Annotated in this window: 2 protein-coding genes; both read right to left on the bottom strand. The window is 73.1% G+C overall.

The genetic code is table 11. From position 1 onward, the window contains the following. Nucleotides 1-1951 (bottom strand): CoB--CoM heterodisulfide reductase iron-sulfur subunit A family protein (locus FDZ70_07950; GenBank protein ID TLM73025.1); only part of this gene is annotated, 1951 nt, incomplete at its 3' end. Further along, nucleotides 1948-3462 (bottom strand): Ni/Fe hydrogenase subunit alpha, encoded by a 1515-nt coding sequence (locus FDZ70_07945; GenBank protein TLM73024.1) that lies wholly within the window; start codon nt 3460-3462, stop codon nt 1948-1950. The genes FDZ70_07945 and FDZ70_07950, both read right to left, overlap by 4 nt. Nucleotides 3463-3527 lie beyond the last annotated feature (65 nt).

Raw genomic sequence — 3527 nt, 5'->3', positions numbered from 1 at the left:
AACCTGCATCGTGCAGACCCCGGACCTCTGCCGTCAACTGCTCGTCGGTGAAACCCTTCGCGGTGATCGCCGCGGACGGGCACATCGCGACGCACGTGCCGCACCCGTGACACAGCAGTTCGTTGACCACGGCGCGCCGCTTCTCGGCGTCGAACGAGACCGCCTTGTACGGGCAGGAGAGCACGCACAGCGCACACCCGCCGCACAGGTCCTCGTCCACGACCGCGACGGTCGCCTCGCGCACGAGCATCCGTCCCTCGACAAGCGTCGAGAGCACCGCGCCCGCGGCGGCGGCCCCGTGAGTGGTCGCCGAGGTCACGTCCGAAGGCGCGGCCGCGGAGCCCGCGACGAGGATGCCGCCCACGCGCGTGCGGAACGCGTCGAGCCGGCGGTTCTCGGGCAGGACGAAGCCGGCCCCGTCGACCGGCACGCCGAGGATCGCCGCGAGTGTCTCGGCGCCCGCGGTGCCGGCCTGCGGCGGCGCGCCCACCACGAGGTCCGCGTGCAGGCGTTGCTCGGCGCCGCCCGCGGTCCACACGACGTCGGCGCCGGACGCGCCCGGCTCGATGCGCAGCGCGTCACCGGGGCCCAGGGCGATCGTCTCGAGGTTCGCGGGCCGCTTGGCGTCGAGCGTCAGCGAGCGGACCGAATCGCCGCCGAGGACCTCGTCGAAGGTGAACTCCACCATGCGGGCGTCCGGATGCTTGGAGCCGAACTCGTGCGCCTGCTTGGCGAGCGTCTGGCAGCACGTGCGCGAACAGGCGACCGCCGGCGCGGTGCCGTCGGACGCGCAGCAGCGCACGAACGCGATCGTCTGCGGCACGGCGGCCCCGGGCAGGTGCGCCTCGCCGCCGGTGGGACCGTCGGGGTTGAGCAGCCGCTCGAACTCGTAGGTCGTCAGAACGGCCGGCGCGTCGAACGCGCCTCCCGCCGCGACCGTGAGTTCCGCCCCGGTGGCGATGATGACCGCTCCGGCGGCCCGCTCGACCTCGCTGGCCTCCTGGGCCAGGTCGATGGCGCCGAACGGGCAGGCGCCCTGGCACAGCTCGCAGTCGCCGCCGTTGAAGCGGATACAGGCCGACTCGTCGAGCGCCGAGGCGTTCGGCAGCGCGCCCGGATACGGCACCCCGATCGCCTTGCGCTCGACCATGCCGCCCTCACGCGCGTCGGGCGCCGAGGCCGGGCAGGCCTCCGTGCAGGTGTGACACGCGTAGCACGCCTCCGGGTCAACGTGGCGCGGGCGCACGCGGATGCGCGCGGTGAAGTTGCCGAGGTACCCGACGAGCTCCACGACCTCGGCGCCGGTGAGCACCTCGACGTTCTCGTGGTGCAGCACCTCATCGACGAGCGGCTCGAGCAGGCACGGCGCACAGTCCATGTCCGGGAAGAGTTCGCCGATCAGCACCGTCGTGCCGCCGACGGCGTGGTCGCGCTCGACGAGCGTCACCTGCCGCCCGGCGTCGGCGAGCAGCCTTGCCGCCGTCATCCCCGCGACGCCGGCGCCGATCACGACCGCGCTGCCGAGGCACTCGACCTCCGGCGCGGTCAGGCCCTCGTTCTCCAGCGCGCGGGCCACGGCGGCCGCCACCAGGTGCTTCGCCTTGGTCGTCGCCTGCTCGCGATCGGGCGTGACCCACGCGCACTGTTCCCGGATGTTCGCGCGCGCGGCGAGGTACGGGTTGACGCCCGCGTCCTCGCACGCCTTCGCGAGCGTCTCGGCATGCTCGCGCGGAGTGCAGGCGGCGAAGACGGGACGCAGGTCCGGGTCCTTGGCGAGGCGCTCGGCGAGCCAGACGCGCCCTTCCGGCGAGCACAGCGTGCCGTACCGTTCGACCGCCGCGACTCCGGGCATGTCGGCCGCGGCCGCGGCGAGCGCGTCGAGGTCGACGAGGTCGCGGATGATCGGGCCGCACTCGCACAGGAAGACGAGCGCCCGGGGCTCCTCGGTCACCTCGTCACCTCCCCGCTGCGCGCGTCGAAGTGCTCGAGCGAGCCGTCGGCCAGCCTGCGGACCGACGCTGCGAGCGCGCCGTCCGCACCGAACGCGCGGACCTCGAGCGGGCCCGCGCCCGGCAGCGAGTGCGTGGCGCAGCCGAAGCACGGGTCGTAGGCGCGGAACGCCATCTCGATGCGGTTCATCACGCCCTCGGTCAGCTCGGCGCCGGGCTTGACGAGCGCCGCGGCGGCCTTGGCGACCGAGAGCTGGATCGCAGGGTAGTTGTACGTCGTGCCGACGATGAGGTTCACGCGCTGGACGATGCCGTTCTCGTCGGTGACGTAGTGGTGCGTGAGCAGCCCGCGCGGCGCCTCGACGGTGCCCACGCCCTCGCGCGGCGTCTGAGTCGGGACCGTCCGCACGTCCGGGTCGATGAGCAGCGGGTCAGCCGCGTAGCGCACGACGAGCTCGGCGGCCTGCATCATCTCGATGAGCCGCGCCCAGTGGTAGGCGAAGGTCTGGTGCACCGGGCCGTCGCCGAGCGTGGCGAAGAAGCGCTCGTACGCCTCCTGCGCGCGCGGGGTCTGCATGCCCTTCGCTGCATTGATCGTCCCGAGCGGGCCGGTGCGAACCACCGCGCCGGAGGTCTCGTCGGTCAGCCCCTGCCAGCCGAGCTGCTTCAGGTACGGGAACTTGAGGTAGCTCCACGGCTCGACGTGCTCGGACCAGTGGTCGAGGTAGTCGGCCGGGTCGTACCAGGCCAGCTCGGCGCCGTCGGGCCCGACCACGCGGACGCGGCCGTCGTATGGGTCGGGCTGGCCGTCGTCGTTCAGCAGGCCGAGGTACGCCGTGCGCGAGGTGTACGCCTCGGACAGGATGAGCGAGCGCATCCCGTCGTTCGCGAGGATGCGGTCGAAGACCTTCTGGGCGAGCCGCGCGAACTCGACCATGAACGCGCCGATCTCACGGATGCGCGCGGCCTCCTCGGCCGAGACCGCCTTGGACTGGCCGCCCGGGATCATGCCGACCGCGTGCACGGTCCGCCCGCCGAGGATGCGCGCGACCTCGTGCGCCTCCTTGCGCATCCTGATGACGAGCCCGCCGACCTCGACGCCGACGCGCTTGATGACGCCGATGACGTTGCGCTCGGCCGGGTCGGCGTCGGGTCCGACGACGAAGTCGGGGCCGCCGAGCGCGAAGAAGTGCGTGGCGTGGTCGCCGGCGGTGAACGCGTTGTACTGGAGCCGGCGGATGAGCTCGGCCGCCGGCGGGATCTGCACGCCGTAGACGGCGTCGCACGCCTTGGCCGCGGCGGCGTGGTGGGCCTCGGGGCAGACGCCGCAGATGCGCGGCGTGATCAGCGGCAACTCCTCGACCGGGCGGCCCTCGAGGAACTTCTCGAAGCCGCGCAGCTCGGGGATGACGAGGTGCGCGCGCTCGACGGCGCCGGCGTCATCCAGGTACAGGTCGATGCGGCCGTGGCCCTCGAGCCGCGTGATGGGATCGATCGACAGGCGCTTGCCCACAGGCTCACTCACCTCCGCCCAGGTGCTCGGCCTCGCGCCCGGTGTCGGGGAAGCCGAAGTCCGGG

It is taken from the genome of Actinomycetota bacterium (assembly GCA_005774595.1).
Lineage (GTDB): Bacteria > Actinomycetota > Coriobacteriia > Anaerosomatales > D1FN1-002 > D1FN1-002.
The sequence above is the reverse complement of the archived record's forward strand: the minus strand, read 5'-3'. Positions and strand labels throughout refer to the sequence as shown.